The sequence below is a fragment of the Microcoleus sp. FACHB-SPT15 genome (genome assembly GCF_014849525.1).
In the GTDB taxonomy this organism is placed as follows: Bacteria; Cyanobacteriota; Cyanobacteriia; order Cyanobacteriales; family Coleofasciculaceae; genus Symplocastrum; species Symplocastrum torsivum.
The window spans coordinates 23,218-36,008 of record NZ_JACJNU010000005.1 but is presented as its reverse complement, the minus strand read 5'-3'; the positions used below and the strand labels follow the sequence as shown (position 1 = coordinate 36,008).

The 12,791-nt window shown below is 42.4% G+C and carries 17 protein-coding genes; 9 read left to right on the top strand and 8 right to left on the bottom strand.

Annotation, left to right across the window (positions count from 1 at the left end; genetic code table 11):
* The first annotated feature begins 143 nt into the window (after positions 1-143).
* Both H6F98_RS01125 and H6F98_RS33200 read left to right on the top strand, forming a co-directional pair.
* Positions 144-740 (top strand): hypothetical protein, encoded by a 597-nt coding sequence (locus H6F98_RS01125; protein ID WP_313929779.1) that lies wholly within the window; start codon positions 144-146, stop codon positions 738-740.
* Positions 741-808: 68 nt separating this feature from the next.
* Positions 809-1,864: a DNA/RNA non-specific endonuclease gene (locus H6F98_RS33200; protein WP_313929778.1), complete on the top strand. Its 1,056-nt coding sequence runs from the start codon at positions 809-811 to the stop codon at positions 1,862-1,864.
* Between the two features lie 15 nt (positions 1,865-1,879).
* Here H6F98_RS33200 and H6F98_RS01115 read toward each other — a convergent pair whose 3' ends face one another.
* Both H6F98_RS01115 and H6F98_RS01110 read right to left on the bottom strand, forming a co-directional pair.
* Complete coding sequence (locus tag H6F98_RS01115; protein WP_192216833.1) at positions 1,880-2,290, bottom strand: nuclease A inhibitor family protein; 411 nt, start codon at positions 2,288-2,290, stop codon at positions 1,880-1,882.
* Positions 2,291-2,426: 136 nt separating this feature from the next.
* Positions 2,427-3,182 (bottom strand): hypothetical protein, encoded by a 756-nt coding sequence (locus H6F98_RS01110; RefSeq protein WP_192216832.1) that lies wholly within the window; start codon positions 3,180-3,182, stop codon positions 2,427-2,429.
* A 546-nt stretch (positions 3,183-3,728) separates the two neighbouring features.
* Between H6F98_RS01110 and H6F98_RS01105 the strand changes: the two genes are divergently transcribed.
* The 4 genes from H6F98_RS01105 (at position 3,729) to H6F98_RS01090 (ending at position 6,178) form a co-directional block, all read left to right on the top strand.
* A complete protein-coding gene (locus tag H6F98_RS01105) occupies positions 3,729-3,935 on the top strand; it encodes a hypothetical protein (RefSeq protein WP_192216831.1) in 207 nt (68 codons plus the stop codon).
* Positions 3,936-4,031: 96 nt separating this feature from the next.
* Positions 4,032-4,208 (top strand): hypothetical protein, encoded by a 177-nt coding sequence (locus H6F98_RS01100; protein ID WP_192216830.1) that lies wholly within the window; start codon positions 4,032-4,034, stop codon positions 4,206-4,208.
* Between the two features lie 179 nt (positions 4,209-4,387).
* Positions 4,388-5,017: a cytochrome b N-terminal domain-containing protein gene (locus tag H6F98_RS01095; RefSeq protein WP_192216829.1), complete on the top strand. Its 630-nt coding sequence runs from the start codon at positions 4,388-4,390 to the stop codon at positions 5,015-5,017.
* A 495-nt stretch (positions 5,018-5,512) separates the two neighbouring features.
* Positions 5,513-6,178, top strand: a complete 666-nt coding sequence (locus H6F98_RS01090) for a calcium-binding protein (protein ID WP_313929777.1) — start codon at positions 5,513-5,515, stop codon at positions 6,176-6,178.
* Between the two features lie 865 nt (positions 6,179-7,043).
* Here H6F98_RS01090 and H6F98_RS01085 read toward each other — a convergent pair.
* The 4 genes from H6F98_RS01085 to H6F98_RS01070 form a co-directional block, all read right to left on the bottom strand.
* Positions 7,044-7,337 (bottom strand): hypothetical protein, encoded by a 294-nt coding sequence (locus H6F98_RS01085; protein ID WP_192216828.1) that lies wholly within the window; start codon positions 7,335-7,337, stop codon positions 7,044-7,046.
* Between the two features lie 23 nt (positions 7,338-7,360).
* On the bottom strand, positions 7,361-7,567 hold the full coding sequence (locus H6F98_RS01080; protein WP_192216827.1) for a hypothetical protein: 207 nt from the start codon (positions 7,565-7,567) through the stop codon (positions 7,361-7,363).
* Between the two features lie 132 nt (positions 7,568-7,699).
* Entirely contained in the window at positions 7,700-8,056 is a 357-nt protein-coding gene (locus H6F98_RS01075; RefSeq protein ID WP_192216826.1) for a metal-binding protein, read from the bottom strand.
* 208 nt (positions 8,057-8,264) lie between these two features.
* Entirely contained in the window at positions 8,265-8,516 is a 252-nt protein-coding gene (locus H6F98_RS01070) for a hypothetical protein (RefSeq protein ID WP_192216825.1), read from the bottom strand.
* A gap of 528 nt (positions 8,517-9,044) precedes the next feature.
* Between H6F98_RS01070 and H6F98_RS01065 the strand changes: the two genes are divergently transcribed.
* The 3 genes from H6F98_RS01065 to H6F98_RS01055 all read left to right on the top strand — a co-directional run bounded on the left by H6F98_RS01065 (position 9,045) and on the right by H6F98_RS01055 (position 10,832).
* A complete protein-coding gene (locus tag H6F98_RS01065; protein ID WP_192216824.1) occupies positions 9,045-9,731 on the top strand; it encodes an AAA family ATPase in 687 nt (228 codons plus the stop codon).
* Positions 9,721-9,996 (top strand): hypothetical protein, encoded by a 276-nt coding sequence (locus tag H6F98_RS01060; protein WP_192216823.1) that lies wholly within the window; start codon positions 9,721-9,723, stop codon positions 9,994-9,996. The genes H6F98_RS01065 and H6F98_RS01060 overlap by 11 nt, the downstream gene beginning before the upstream one ends.
* A 71-nt stretch (positions 9,997-10,067) precedes the next feature.
* Positions 10,068-10,832, top strand: coding sequence for a hypothetical protein (locus tag H6F98_RS01055; RefSeq protein WP_192216822.1), 765 nt, complete (start codon positions 10,068-10,070; stop codon positions 10,830-10,832).
* Positions 10,833-10,936: 104 nt separating this feature from the next.
* Here H6F98_RS01055 and H6F98_RS01050 read toward each other — a convergent pair whose 3' ends face one another.
* Both H6F98_RS01050 and H6F98_RS01045 read right to left on the bottom strand, forming a co-directional pair.
* Entirely contained in the window at positions 10,937-11,545 is a 609-nt protein-coding gene (locus tag H6F98_RS01050) for a hypothetical protein (RefSeq protein ID WP_192216821.1), read from the bottom strand.
* Positions 11,546-11,713: 168 nt separating this feature from the next.
* Positions 11,714-12,769: an FHA domain-containing protein gene (locus H6F98_RS01045; RefSeq protein ID WP_192216820.1), complete on the bottom strand. Its 1,056-nt coding sequence runs from the start codon at positions 12,767-12,769 to the stop codon at positions 11,714-11,716.
* Positions 12,770-12,791 lie beyond the last annotated feature (22 nt).

Sequence of the window (12,791 nt, the reverse complement as noted above, 5' to 3'; positions counted from 1 at the left end):
TTGAGCGGGCATTAGTTTTAAATATGCGATTACTTTTGGTTGGCTGTGGCTTGCATGTGCAGGTTTTTGCAGGCAGGAGTTTTGTGTGAGTGAATTTGAGCCATTGCGCTGAGCGAATTCTGTGAAAACTTTTAGGGAGCTGTGTGAAAAAATGGAGCTGCTGGAATTTGGAAACGCCTTTGACAGACGAACAGTTAGACCTCTTCAATAACGCTACCTTTAGAACCACTCTCCGGCAAGAGCAATTGCTAATGGATGCAGATGCATTAAGGCAGTGGAAAGCTCAGATATTTAACTATCAGAAGCAAGTCAGGGAGAGCCAGCCGCCGCAACAGACAAGGTTGTTTGACCTGATTCCCACTCATTGCGATCCTGACAGCATAGATCCATTCAGTTTAAGACTCAACACAATGCAGTTTTGGAGAATGCCTGCTGATTCACCGGGGTATCCCTGCATTTACTTTGTCATTGACAACACTTTGCCGATCGTGCTGTATGTTGGCGAGTCCTGCCAGTCTAATCAGCGCTGGAAAGGGGTACATGACTGTAAGAGATATGTGGAGAAGTACCACGACCTGCATTCTAAACATGGATTGAACAGAGCTGTATCAATTGCCTTCTGGTTTGATACCCCAGCTAACCGAACAGCAAGGCTGAATTTAGAACTGAGCCTGATAAAAAGGTGGCGATCGCCATTCAACAAGGAGAACTGGCAGATGTGGGGTCAACCCTTTGGATAGTGTGATTACATTCAACAGCATTCATCTGCGACCAAAAACATCTCTAACTTGGATTAGGATTTGAGAAGGTGAAGGGAGATTTTTTGTCATTGATTGTTGTGTCAAGAAAGCTACAGGTTTGGGGCGCAACGCTGTTGTTGCTCACTCTGGTTGTTGGTTGTGAAGTTCTCCTCCAACCCGAAGTGAGTCTTCCTACTTGTACTCAACAAGCAGGAGGTTGCAATTGCTCTGACTTCACCTATCAAGAAGACGCGCAGAGTGTTCTTGATGCTGACAATAACGATCCGCACGGTTTAGACGGCTCTCCCAAAAACAGACGAGCTTGTGAAAGCTTGCCCTCGCGGAATTCCTCGGAAAACACCGCCGATAATCCTTTCCCTGAGGCAGCTAATAATTCATCCACAAGCCTTCATTTGACACTCGGTAATCCCAGTTCTGCTACCACTAACACTAGCAACGCCGATAACTACTTGATGGTGAAACCTCAGTATGCTCTTTCTTACAACAATCGCCAGGGTACTCCCAACTGGGTAAGCTGGCAGCTAAACCGCTCTTGGATTGGCAATGCTCAACGCCAAAATAACTTTCGACCTGAGCCAGAGCTTCCAGATTCTTGGTATCAAGTCCGACCAAGTGATTATTCCAATAGCGGGTACGACAAAGGTCACATGGCTCCTTCGGCTGACCGCACAAAAAATCAAGCGGATAACTCAGCTACCTTTTTAATGACAAACATCGTTCCTCAGGCACCAGATAATAATCAAGGGCCATGGGCTGCTCTCGAAGATTATTGTCGGGAACTTGTTTCTCAGGGGAAAGAACTCTATATCGTTGCGGGTCCATTCGGCAAGTCCAAGGCGATCGCACAGGGCAAGATTACTGTGCCGACAAAAACCTGGAAGGTCATCGTTGTTTTAGATCCGGGTCGGGGAATAGGCGGTATTAGTGCCAACACACGAGTAATTGCTGTAGAGATGCCTAACGAGCCGGGGATTAGAAACACCGACTGGAGAAACTATCGAGTCTCCGTTGACAAAGTTGAAGCGACTACTCGCTATGATTTTCTGTCCAATGTCCCGACCACTATTCAAAAAGTCATTGAGAGCCAGATTGATAATCAGTAATTTTCAATCTTTAGGCTAAGTTTCGACAACCTTTGTCGAAAGCCCTGCATAGTCTCCTATTGGGGTTTTTCCAACAATATAGACATCGATACTTCTTTCACCCAGCCGATAGACTTTTATTTCACTAAGGTTGTGCTTCAGCGTCTCAACAAGAGTCTGAAACTTTTTTACCATTTCGCGTTCTTCTGGGTTGTGCCACTCCTGTTCTGTTGTCGCTACTGAAAAAAAAGAATCAATGTCTACAACTTCAACGGGTGTGTCTATAGGGTGTCCTGTCTTCTTTAGAATTGTTTCTGGAGTGATAACTAAGCTGTCTGATGCTTCCCACAAGACTACTTCAAAGGGATAGTCAGACTCGCTCATCAATAGCAAGCCATCAGAAGCTTTTTGAAGTTGGTTAAGTAGCTCAGAGTTTGTATTAGTCATTTAGGTGAGCTGGATACTTTCCTTTAAAAGCTAAGATAATGTTTGCGTAATTACACAAAGAGTATCACCACAAGTCCTGATTGTTTTCTTTCAGAAGATGTACCCAGTTTACGCCTTAGTTACTTAGATTCCCCGACTAATCTTCAAATAAATCTACCCAAAACCAGTTATGCTTAATTTTCTTGGACTCTAATAACCAGATATAGAAATTAAGATTGGCGACCCCAAATAGGTCTTGTTGACTAATTGACTTGGTATCAGCTTTATAAACAAAAGCTGTATAGTTAGGCTCCCCTTCAAAGCTACCAAAGCTATTAAAAAACACAACCCTTTCTGGCTGGCTTGTCTTCTCATCTACAAGAATGTTTATTTCTCCATCTGATTTTCTTCCTTTTGAGAGATGGGTGTACTTAGAGGGTAATGTCAGGTTGTAAATCTTGTAAGGATGGTCAGGAATTATTGGCACCTCTATTCTCTGTGATTCCTTGGGTGTTAATTGCCCTGAAGTTATTTGGGCAACTACGGCTTCACGTTCTTTAAGATTTGCATAAAAATCAGGCAGCACGACAACATACTGCATAAAGAGAAGCACTATTACTGTAAATAGATTTATGGCTAGTGGGATAAAGGCTTTATATTTATATTGATTAAACGCCCTAAATCCATAAGAGAAAGAGTAAACTATTAATCCTAAAAAAACTAAAAATATTATCGGTAGACTGAGTAACCCTGGAAGCGGAACTATAGTAAATATAGGAAAAATGGCATAAATTATTATGTACATTAAAGAATGAGGTAAGTAGGAAATCCTCAGCCAAAGTACAAAAGCGCTTATTCCCAATGATAAATAGGTGAAGCTCTGCTGTTGCTCACGTAAACGTAGAGAAACCATCTTATTCTTTTCCTACACTAAAATTGCTGAATGATTAAAACTCGTAGTTTTTAGACAGCTTATTAAGCGCTGTACTCCATAGCTTGTGCGAGTTGTCTGTTTTCGAGAACTATCGATTCGCTTTATTTATCCCAAAGGTATATGTATTTATTATTCCTTCATTAAAAGCCGGGTCAAAACTTTTAGATAAACTTCATACAAACTTCAAGGGAATTGACAGAGTTGTTCAATCCTGTGTTCCTCAGATCTGTCGTATATATTTTGTACACTACGGGCTTCGTAAACTGTAGTGTGCATTTCGTACACTACAACAAAGTTTTTCTCGACAAACAGCGTCGGGTTGTAGTTATAACGAAAGAGGCAGTAGTTATAACTACACTAATGACTAATGCCTTGTCTCTCTTTGCCGTATTTAGCGAACCACTGTCAAAGGCGTAGAGCTAGCATATGGCGTAAGCTTTCTCAACCACAAGCTCAAACAGATTTACCTGATCTTGTGTTGAGCCAACTGGGAATACTGAGGAAAACGTCAGGGCTTTCTCTTTTATGGATACCAATAAACCCTCACAACAAGTTCGCTGGAAACGCATACTGCTGATTGTGGCACTCGCTACCCCAATCATCACGTTCCCTATTTGGCATCGGCTCTTATTGCCTAGTTTCTGGTCAGCCGACACGCGCTGCGTTTTTGAAGATTCTCAAGGAACCGTTCAGAAGGGACAAGGGATTAATTGTGAAGGTATTGAACAGTGATAACAAAAAATTAGTGTAACGCTTACGTTCTTGGACAACTGCCTCAAGGAGAGGTAATCTGCGATCAAGCTTTACTCGCAACGTGATTGAGCAAAAGTGAACACTATTCCAAGAACTCGCCTGTTTATCGTGATCGCCGCATTTTTCCTAATTGGAATGGCGTTTGGATTGTTGCTATATCCCTCCATTGGTTCTCCCACAGGATTTTCCATTGTCTTGGTATCCCTTAGTGGCTTGCTGATTTTAATTAGCCTACTTTGGGAGCGAAGTTAACCCAATCCCCATTTCCGAAAATCTCCTACACAAAAAGTAGCATCCAGTTGGCAGACCTCCCAGGCTTGACGCGATCGCACTTGCCCTTAAAGAGCCGCTGCCAATCACATAGAAAAAGTCAATATAATCAATATAATAAGTATAAATACATATTCAACCAATGACGGTTGGAGTTAGCCATGAAAAATGTACCGTACAGTTTCATACTTCGACGGCTGGCTACTATTTTGGCGATCGTTACTCTCTCCCTCTGCCTCACAGCAGCCATAACAGGAATTCTTCTCTCGTTCTATTATGAACCGACGGCGGGTGGAGCCTACAATTCACTAAGAATAATTAAATCGGAAATTCCCAACGGCTGGATGATTCAGCGTATCCATCAGATTGCAGGTCAGGGATTAATCGCGACCTCTTTGGTAGAAATAGTTGTGATGTTTCTGGGTGAGAAATTTCGTCCTAGCTGGCTCACGGCTTGGATTAGTGGAATTTTATTAACCTTAAGTGCGATCGCTTTAAGTTGGACGGCGATGCTTTTGGATTGGACACAGTTAGGTTATTGGCGTTTTCAAATCGAGTTAGGAACCCTCGAAGTCATTCCGGTTATTGGTTCTCTACTGCGAGACATTCTTACTGGTGGTGGAGCTGTTAACACGGTAACCGTAGCACATCTATATACCTTGCATAGTTATGTTCTTTCAATTGGGGCGCTAGTACTTGCGATTATTCATTTAGGAGGACTATTGCTACAGGAGAAAGAAGAGAAGCAAACGCTTATGGAAACAGAGGAGAATCTCTCTTTTTCTGAGTAGAAGGAAGTTGTATTAGCAGAAAGCAGAAAGCTTTCTGCCATCAGCTTTTTTCTCCTGAGTAGTAGCACTTATTTCACAGCCTTTGGCTGTACCTCTAATCCGTGAAAAGTGATCGCACTTCTTAAATGAACAACTTGATGTGCGATCACTTCCAATCAATAGGAATCCCTCTCAGGGATTGAAATATATGACAGTTGGGCGCATTTGGTTGTTGGCTAGCTTTACGTTTGGGAGGTTATGCAAATGCTTCACGAACAACTTACCTTCTAGCCGGACTAACCTTTTTCGCGGTCTTAGTCTTTTTTTCCAACATTTTTATGGCTTTGACGAGGGGAATAAACGCGGCGTTCTGGCTGCTAGTGGGGTTATGACGTTAACGACCCGCAAATCTACCTGTATAACGACAGCAACATTATTCAGCTAACCAACAACAGCGAGGATTATAGTCCCCAAATCTCTGGCAATAATCTAGTTTGGCTAAGCCTTAACAGTCCTGTGAGCTTCGGGGATGACCTTGTCTCCACAACACTACCTCTGTGGTCTTCCGTTACCACAACTTTACCCACGGATATCTATGACCTGACTTTAACCGGACCCGATAGCATCAATGGCTTCGGCAACTCCTTGAGCAATACCCTAACGGGTAATCAGGCTAACAATCTTCTGTTTGGCAAGTCGGGAGATGACACTCTTCTAGGTTTAATGGGTAGCGATCGCTTAGTCGGTGGTAGTGGTGCTGATACCCTTACAGGTGGTGCTGGGGCTGACCGTTTTATCCGCAAGTACAGCCACACAGGAGTTGACACGATAACTGATTTTAATGTCGCTGAAGATACGTTTTTAGTCTCTGCTAGTAGTTTCGGTGGCGAACTCGTTGGCGGGTCAGTAATTAGGGAAACTCAATTTACTGTTGGAGAAGCGGCACTAGATGAAAGTGATCGCTTTATCTACAACAGCACTACAGGTGGGTTGTTCTTTGATGCCGATGGTACAGGCATTTCTGAGGTAATCCAAGATGAAAGTGATCGCTTTATCTACAACAGCACTACAGGTGGGTTGTTCTTTGATGCCGATGGTACAGGCATTTCTGAGGTAATCCAAGTGGCTCAGCTTTCAAGTGGTTTAGCCATGACTCATGCCGATATCTTTGTTTTTGCGTGAAGGCATCAACAGGATATTGGATTGGAAAATAGGTCGTGAAATGAGGGTTAAAATGAGAACTTCTAAATTTTTATAAACCTAATGAAGATGAATAGCAATGATGCTAACCGTAGAGTAACGATTTTGCATTCCCATGAGAATTGGACACAACGATATACCACCTATCTTCAGCAATTAAGCCAATGCATAGGCTTGAATGGTAGCTACAAGTTTTAAGAAATGATACTTACCGCAAACTCTTCCCCTACCCCTTCAACCTCTGCTTCACCGACGCTGGCAATTGCAACAACAACCCATCCAATAACAGATGATTCAACGCACTTAACTTCACTCCGAGAAAGAACGCGATCGCCTACTGAACTTAATCAACTATTAACTGCATTACTAGGTAAATCACAAACACATAGGACAGTAACGCCCACATGCTTAAGCCAAGTATCACTAACCGTGATATTGGTCTCACTCTTCCCCTCTGCCAGAGAAGCTGCGTAAAATTAAGAGCAAGTAGACTCGAAAGGATGATCGCTGCCTGTATCCAATTACCCTCACTCACACCCTGTAGTGCCCTGACCGGCGTTCCCACATTAATACCGTTGGGTTGGAAAGCTGGATCTCTTAATGGTGAAACTTGATATACAAAGATTGCACTCACTCCCGTAACAAGCGTTAGGAATATAAGACTCGGAATAGATAAGCGTCGAAAAACCCTGTCTAAATGCCTATAAATCATGTCGAAATACCTAGGGATAGGAAATTAAATTTATAACGATGTAGAGCCAAACACTAAATGTGATTAGCGCTTCCACCTCTCCTGTGCGCTACATACCTGAAACTCAAAATAGCCACACAACGCTTTCCGCTTGCACTAATCAATTAACCACTGCTCTAGCAAGTAAAACACAAACGCATAGGACAGTATTAACCACATCCCAATGCCAATCCCATAATGCATCCCGACAATCAAAAAATGCCTCAACGCCATCCCTTCTCGGTGCCGATAAACCGCCAAGAGATCTTGTGATTTGCACCATTGCCAAAGGTCTAACGTAATATTGAGCGCAAGCAGACTTGCAAGCATGAAAGCTGCTAGCGTCCAAAGATCCTCAGGCACACTCGCTGGCAAGGGTTTCAGCAAGCCATCTAGTAATAGAGCTATCACCACGATCTATCCTCAATCACCCTTCAGTTCTGGCGATCAATGACTTTCTGAGCTTCCTCAATCGCTGTTACTGCATGAGAAGCCCGTAAGGTGTTGTAGACCATATCGTAAACAGGCTTGTAGGATCTATTCGGTGGGCTGTACCTATCGAGCATGAAGTCTCCTACAGCTTTCCAGGCTGGCTGGTTGTCCCAGTATTCAGGCATTCCTATTACGTGTTTTGTTTCCATTGATTAATTCCCTTTCAACCGTTGTTTAATTCCATCTGGCAGGGGTATCAGCAAGCCATCCAATAACAGATGATTCAGTGCCGACAACTCGACTCCTACCAGAAACGCGATCGCTTTTTGCCAAGTGATAGCCTACTCGACTTGTCGCAAGCCTGGGAAGATAAACCAGAAGGGTAGGAGTAAAGCTGAGAAGTAGAGCAAACGAATAGTTGACCCTAACAATGGGGCATGAGACAGCGGTGATCTGTGAGGGATGTATTTTTGGTATGGAATCCAGATCCAACGTAACCATCCCCAACGTTTATAAGGTTTACTCACTAAATCTAAATCTGGACTCAGGTAAAGACCTCCTAAGCAGTGAGCCGACATTGATATTATTCCCAGTTCTAACGAATGAGAAACACCAATGATTCCAATGATGGGTGTTGTAAATAAAATGGCTTGATCGTGTCGTCTTCCGCTAGCGATACTGCATCTCCTAATCTTCAAAATTACGGCTCAGTGACTGAACCTCCAAAACCTTGCTCAACCTATTACCCTGTCTACTTTCTACAGCTTTGAAACCTGCCTGAATCTCCTCAATCTCGTTAAGTTCTTTTGGTAGGTTTGAGGAGATTTTGGGAAGGTATTGGTCAGGTTTGCCGATCCTTGCAACTAACCTCCCCTAAACCTGCCTCAAGCTCATGTGGTTTATGTCTTACAGTCTCAATGCTGCCTGAATCTTTTCTGTAGCCAATTCAGAATCTTCAAACTGTGGGAATACCGTAACTGTTTTTTGGTATTCCCCTTGCTCATCCATAATTTTGTAATGAAATTGAATGCTTGCATTACCTACACAGTTCAGATCAATACATTGAAGTTTTACTCGCTTTGAATCTACTTTGTGATACGTTTCAGCAGTTGCGAGGTCTTGCTGATACTCACCTGATAGCTTGAATTCTGCAAACATTGTTAACTCCTTAATAGGCTCACCCTATTGGACACTCAGGACATTCTCTAATGTCCTGACATTTCTCACAATCAACAGATTGCTTGTTGATTCCTTGGCAACTATTCAAAAGCAGGCTCAGAATCAACAAATAAACTATCTTGTTTTTCATCATCACCTCTACTTCCACACCATTTTGCTTTCTACACGTCTTGCTCCACAGTCTGTACATTTGTATCTGTTTTGGCTTTGAGACTTAACATTACTACTGCCACATTCAGGACAATGGGGTAAGCTTTCCTGACCCCCTATAGGTGATTTTTCCGCTTGAGAGGGATGACTGGAAATACTTACGGTTAGTGGTTTTGAGCCATTCGTGGGATACTCGCTGGAAAACCCCTTCCCAGATGCAGGACTTAGGCAATTTTCACAATGTCTCCAAAGGTAAGAAGGGCATAAAGATTCGAGATGTAATCTCTTGGTAATAGACTTCATTTAGATTGAATAGTGATATATGCTTGGGACTAATTGTGATATCACATTAGTCCCATGATTATTGTTTTTGGTGGAGTTAAGGGGGGTGAAGGGAAGAGTACCCTTGCCTGTAATGCAGCAGTTTTAAGAGGTAGAAATCGTGATGTGTTACTGGTGGATGGAGACAAACAGGCTACAGCTACCGACTTTACGGTTATGCGAAAAGAAACGCTAAAAAAAGATGTTGGCTATACCGCAATCCAATTGAGGGGAAATGCTTTAAGGGATGAGGTAAAGAAGTTAGCACCAAAATATGAAGACGTGATCATTGATGTTGGGGGTCGGGATACTGTTGAGCAACGATGCGCTCTTGCTATTGCTAATGTTTATGCTGTTCCTGTAAGTCCTTCATCCTTCGACCTCTGGACACTTGAGCAAGTAGCTGAATTGGTGGAAGAAGCAAGTGCATTTAACCCTAATCTTCATGCCCTCTGTTTTTTGAGTCGAGCCGACTCTAGGGGTAAGGAAAATGAAGCCGCCATTGAAGTGATTGAGGAAATACCCGCCCTTACCTTTATAGACACCCCAATCACTAATCGCAAAATCTACCGTGATGCTTCCGCCAGTGGACTAGCGATAAGTGAATACAAGCCCCGCAATCCAAAAGCTGAAGGGGAATTGGAAGATCTGATCAATTTTCTGTTTGACCCCCGTTTTGATATCAAAAAGAAATCTAAGAAGGGAGTAAAGAATGCCCGTTAGTCGCAGACCTAAAGCAAGAACTGAGGAAGAGTTCATCAATCAAGCCAATGATGATGTTCTTGTGGAACCCAAAGTGATATCAGAATTGGAGTCACCTAGAAATCAATTAGAAGATGAATCAGATATCCAACCCTTAAAATTGCGTGTCCCTCGTGAGCTAGTTCGAGATATTGATAACCTACTCAGCCAGAGGAAACCCAAGATCAGTAGGCATAACTGGATTTTGGAAGCTCTTTACGAAAAGCTAGAACGAGATTCTGGTTAAATTTCCCTAAGTCTCATAAAAGTCTGTTAAACAATTTATGATTGGGTTATCAGACTGTATGAGATTCAATCATGAGAAATACTTTAGCCCCACTCGTGACACTTGATGGACTAACTGACCCAACACTACCAGCAGTAATCGGCATTCCTAGAATTAGAGCAGAGATGCAAAAATCTGCTTGGCTGGAATGGTTGGAGTCTCATAGTCGCTTTAGGTTTGAAATTCCGGGCGGAAAGTTTACAGCTTATAAATCTGCTAAAGGCTATTGGACTGCTCAGAGACGAGTACACGGCAAACTTAGACATGAATATTTGGGCAGCACTCAAGCCTTAACTTATGACGTGCTTAACCAAATAGCTAAAAAAATGAATATGGGTGATTGTGCTTACTGGAGAGAAAAGCATCCAGACCCACGCTCTGAACAAAAGTCAGTTGTGGAATCTCATATAGGTAACTATGAGACTGCCAGTGAGGTAGTCTTGCAGACCACGGCAAAATTGCTGGAGATGAATCGCCAGGTCACTGAACTCACAAATCACTGTACTTACCTAGAGAATGAAAACAATCGTCTGAAGCGATTGCAGCAAGAGTGTAGCCAAGCTACTGTCGCTAAGCTAAACGAGAAATATGCCAAAGCTCTCGAAGAGATTCAACAATGGAAAGAATCTTCTGAAAGTTACCAGCGGCAAGCAGCTAGATTAAAAGCTGAATTAGATGAGACATTAGGGAATCAGGAGAAAGAAGAGTTAGTTCGCCAAATCCTCAAAACTGAAGCCGAAGTGAATCTGGTTAAGGATGAACTAGGATACTTCCGCAACAAGTTTGGTAGTCAGTAGGAATATAAAAAAGTGATCGCAAATCTCCAGCAACTCCTCAAAGTTTTGAGTTAGCTCCCCCGAATGCTTGAGTAAGCACGCTACCCCTACGGCTGTGGCAATACTTACTCGTGAGTCGTACCATCAGGCATAATCGTGCCACTAAGCTTTGCTTTATCCAAAATTGCTCCATCTAAGTTGGCATCTTTCAAACTCCAAAATTCTCCAGCACTGATAGGCGTTTCCTGTGCCTGATTCTCTTGTTCAGCTAAATAAGCTCTAATCAGCAACATATCTCCGAAGGCATTCATAAGCTGAGTCATTCTCGCTATTTTGAATCCTTCATCACTGAAAACTGTTAGGCGTGATTCCTCTGGGACAGCCGTATCAGTTTTATTTTGTTCAATTTCATCAAGGTTGACTTCGACTTCAATGGGTTGGGCAAGCATTACGGTAGTCGAGTTATTGAGCATAATGCTTTTGCCACTATCAGCCGCTGATTCAACTACTATGGCTTCGCTTGATACTAGTCCATTAGTAGGTTTGGAGCCGTTCAAGCCATTGCTCAAAGCTGGTTGCTGCTCAAAGCGCTGTTGTAGGTCATTAAATTGCTCAGTCAATTTATCTAACTGACGTTTAACATTTACTGCATACTTTGCAGTAATATTTTGTCGTTCTTCAAGCTGTTCAATTCTTGCAATCAGGGATAATATGTCTTGTTGAGATTCCGTCATAATTATAGTTTTTATTTAGTTAGTACTTCAATAACCAGTGTCAGCACTTAAAGGGTGTAGACACTGGTTGAATAAAACTCCTTTAATTAGTCTTCTTTATATTCCAGACTATCGAGGACAAATACAAAGAAGGTTTTCTTGGCTAGCAAACTAATGATTGAGTCATAGTTATCTGCCTTTACGTTCCTTATCTACAAAGTGAGTATTGGGATTGTCATCTCTATACCAGCGTTCTCTTGCAGTTGTTTCTCCTATATAACAAGCGGGTTCTTTGCCTCCTGGTCTGACATAAGCTGACCTTGCTCCACAAATGCTGTAATCCCTAGCTCGGTCATAAGGGCAGTCACAGGAAGGTTGTTCTGGAGGACGGTTCTCGTTCGTGTATGGCACACGAATTCTACGTGGTTCCTTAAGTTGTTTCCCAGGCAGCTTAATATCAGGGAGTTTTACAGGTATCTCTACAAAGGGCTTGTTAACAGAACGAGCAACTGTTGTTGAGGTGCTAGCTGTTTGTACACTTTTCAGCAACAGAGCTATTAACAGACCTATCAAGAACAGAACAATTAAGAATATTCCAGCCTTAATAGCGCGGCTAATCAGTTTACGAATTAGCTGGCTAACCCAATTACCCAAAATGGATGTCAGGCTGCTGAAAATAGATGTCACTTTAGCAAAGAGATTAGCTAAAAGAGATTTAAAATGGCTAAAGCCAAATGATTCTTCTTGGTTTGACTCTCCTTGATTTTGTTCTCGTTGGTTTCCTGTATTCGTTTCTCGATGAGTAAATACAGGAATGTTGCTAACTGAATTCTTTGAAGTCGATGCCTGTCTGTTGTTTCTTGTTGAAGAACTACTAAATGCAGTAGAAGGCTGCCTAGCTTCTTTAAAGAGCAAGGTAAATCGCTCATCTTTACCCAGATCTATTTTATCTCCAACCCTAAGCTGGCATGGAGTAAAAGGTCTTAAGAGCGAACCATTAAGGTACGTTCCGTTAGCGCTGCCTAAATCCTCAATATAATAATTATTATCTTCTAGACGAATCTCTAAATGAGAGCGAGAAACAATATCCGAATTCGGGAAATTTGATAGGTCGATATCAGGCAACCAATTAGTATTTGGTTTGCCAATGCGAATTCTTGAAAGCTGTTGTGGTATCTCAAGTAGAGTAGTAGTCTGAACGTGAAACAGCCTCAGTTTTGGCTTAGCTTTTCCTGTGCTTTGCATGGTTTTAAAAACTGAAGTCTAC

Coding starts and splice junctions, on each gene's coding strand:
- H6F98_RS01095 (WP_192216829.1), top strand. CDS start 4,388: ATGAAAAATGTACCGTACAGTTTCATACTTCGACGGCTGGCTACTATT.
- H6F98_RS01055 (WP_192216822.1), top strand. CDS start 10,068: ATGAGAAATACTTTAGCCCCACTCGTGACACTTGATGGACTAACTGAC.
- H6F98_RS01045 (WP_192216820.1), bottom strand. CDS start 12,769: ATGCAAAGCACAGGAAAAGCTAAGCCAAAACTGAGGCTGTTTCACGTT.
- H6F98_RS01060 (WP_192216823.1), top strand. CDS start 9,721: ATGCCCGTTAGTCGCAGACCTAAAGCAAGAACTGAGGAAGAGTTCATC.
- H6F98_RS01065 (WP_192216824.1), top strand. CDS start 9,045: ATGATTATTGTTTTTGGTGGAGTTAAGGGGGGTGAAGGGAAGAGTACC.
- H6F98_RS01105 (WP_192216831.1), top strand. CDS start 3,729: ATGGATACCAATAAACCCTCACAACAAGTTCGCTGGAAACGCATACTG.
- H6F98_RS01070 (WP_192216825.1), bottom strand. CDS start 8,516: ATGTTTGCAGAATTCAAGCTATCAGGTGAGTATCAGCAAGACCTCGCA.
- H6F98_RS01050 (WP_192216821.1), bottom strand. CDS start 11,545: ATGACGGAATCTCAACAAGACATATTATCCCTGATTGCAAGAATTGAA.
- H6F98_RS01110 (WP_192216832.1), bottom strand. CDS start 3,182: ATGGTTTCTCTACGTTTACGTGAGCAACAGCAGAGCTTCACCTATTTA.
- H6F98_RS01080 (WP_192216827.1), bottom strand. CDS start 7,567: ATGGAAACAAAACACGTAATAGGAATGCCTGAATACTGGGACAACCAG.
- H6F98_RS01115 (WP_192216833.1), bottom strand. CDS start 2,290: ATGACTAATACAAACTCTGAGCTACTTAACCAACTTCAAAAAGCTTCT.